Origin of the sequence: Micromonospora sp. URMC 105 (assembly GCF_051386295.1) — a bacterium.
In the GTDB taxonomy this organism is placed as follows: domain Bacteria; phylum Actinomycetota; class Actinomycetes; order Mycobacteriales; family Micromonosporaceae; genus Micromonospora.
The window spans coordinates 1-1,990 of sequence record NZ_JBPQTL010000192.1 but is presented as its reverse complement, the minus strand read 5'-3'; the positions used below and the strand labels follow the sequence as shown (position 1 = coordinate 1,990).

3 protein-coding genes are annotated in these 1,990 nt (G+C 74.5%); all 3 read right to left on the bottom strand.

The features are described 5' to 3' along the window. Positions 1–52 precede the first annotated feature (52 nt). Positions 53–646 carry a recombination mediator RecR gene (recR, locus tag ACSNN7_RS28840; RefSeq protein ID WP_334457614.1) on the bottom strand — a complete coding sequence of 198 codons (594 nt, stop codon included), beginning with the start codon at positions 644–646 and terminating at the stop codon, positions 53–55. 8 nt (positions 647–654) lie between these two features. Continuing rightward, a complete protein-coding gene (locus tag ACSNN7_RS28835) occupies positions 655–963 on the bottom strand; it encodes a YbaB/EbfC family nucleoid-associated protein (protein WP_218896632.1) in 309 nt (102 codons plus the stop codon). A gap of 108 nt (positions 964–1,071) precedes the next feature. Beyond that, a complete protein-coding gene (locus tag ACSNN7_RS28830; RefSeq protein ID WP_436684200.1) occupies positions 1,072–1,665 on the bottom strand; it encodes a hypothetical protein in 594 nt (197 codons plus the stop codon). Positions 1,666–1,990: the final 325 nt, after the last annotated feature.

Here is a 1,990-nt window from a genome sequence, read left to right as displayed (position 1 = left end):
CCACGCCTGTCGGCGTGGACCCATCGGTACTACTCGGCGCCCGTGCTACCGCTCAGACTGCGCGGCGGCCTTCGAAGGCGCGGCCGAGGGTGATCTCGTCGGCGTACTCCAGGTCGCCGCCGACCGGCAGGCCGCTGGCGAGCCGGGTCACCGAGATGCCCATCGGCTTGACCATCAGGGCCAGGTAGGTCGCGGTCGCCTCGCCCTCGGTGTTCGGGTCGGTGGCCAGGATCAGCTCCCGGACCGCACCGCCGCTGAGCCGGGTCATCAGCTCGCGGATGCGCAGGTTGTCCGGCCCGATGCCCTCCAGCGGATTGATCGCCCCGCCGAGCACGTGGTAGCGACCGCGGAACTCGCCGGTCCGCTCGATGGCCACCACGTCCTTGGGCTCCTCGACCACGCAGAGCACCTCGTCGGTGCGGCGCGGGTCACGGCAGATCCGGCACTGGTCGGACTCGGCCACGTTGTAGCAGGTGGTGCAGAACCGGACCAGCTCCTTGACCTTGCGCAGCGCGCCGGCCAACCGGTTGACGTCGGCCGGGTCCGCGGACAGGACGTGGAACGCGATCCGCTGGGCACTCTTCGGGCCCACGCCCGGCAGCCGGCCCAGCTCGTCGATCAGGTCCTGGATGGCGCCTTCGTACATCGGCCGGCTCAGAAACCGGGCAGGCCGAGGCCGCCCATGCCGCCGGCGACCGGGCCCATCTTCTTCTCGGTCAGCTCCTTGGCCGCCTCGGCGGCGTTGTGCAGGGCCGCAACGACCAGGTCCTCCAGGGTCTCCACGTCCTCCGGGTCGACCGCCTTCGGATCGATCTTGATGCTCTTGATCTCACCGGCGCCGGAGACGGTCGCGGTGACCAGGCCGCCGCCGGCGGTGCCGGTCAGCTCAGCCTCGGCCAGCTCGGCCTGCGCCTTGGCGATCTGCTGCTGCATCTTCTGCGCCTGCTTCAGCATCTGCTGCATGTTCGGCTGTCCACCTGGGCGCACGGATGGCTCCTTCTCGCACTCGTCTGCTCGGCCGCGCCCAGCCTAGTCGGGCGGCGGCACACGTCCTTGTCGGCCGGCGCGCGCTCAGCGCGCGTCGACCTCGTCGATCTTCTCGGCGCCGAACGCCTCCCGGAGCAGCTGCACCGCCTGCTCCTCGCTGGACTGCCGAGCGGTTCGCTCGTCGATCACCTCGTCCAGCGGCTCGTCACCCGGGTCGAACCCCTCGTAGGTCGGGGTCGCCGCCGGCTGGGGGCGACCACCGCCGCGCAGCGGCCCGTCGAAGTCCGGGTCGTACGGCGGCTCCCCGGCCCATTCGGCGTCGGCGGTCTTCCGGTTCGCCTGGGCGGTACGCGGACCCTTCGCGGCCGCGGTGCCAGCCGCAGCGGCGGCGGCCCGCGCCGCCGCGATCGCGCTGCTCACCGGTGCGCCGTTGCCGTTGCCGGACGGGGGCGCGGACTGCTTCGGCGCGACGGTCAGCGTGGACGCGGTCGGTGCCGCGCCGGCCGTCGGCCCCCCGGAAACCACGGCGGCCGGGCCGGACGACCCGGTGTTCGAAGTGGTCGCGCCACCGGGACGGGCCGCCTCGGGCCAGTCGCTCGCGGCGTCGCCACCAACCGCGGCGGGAGCCGCTCCGGAGCCACCCAGCCGGGCCGGCTCGGGCCACTCCTCGTCGTCCACCGGCGTGGCGTCGACAGCTCCCGCACCGGCCGATCTCACGGCGGCCGAGCCACCGGTCCGTCCCGGGGCACCGGTCCGTCCGGGTGCACCGGCCGGAGGCGGGGCGTCCGAGCGACCGGACGGTCCCGGGTCACCGCCGGCGGAGTGCGCGGCCACCGGGTCACCGGGCCGCCCACGGCCGTCGTTGGCAGCGGGCGAGGTCGACGCGCCACCACCGGCGGGGTGCGAGGGCACCGGGCCACCGCCGGTGGTGGGTGAAGTCGCGGGGCCGTCGCCGGCCGGGGGTGAGGTCACCGGTGCGACGGGACGGACCGGTGGCTCGGCC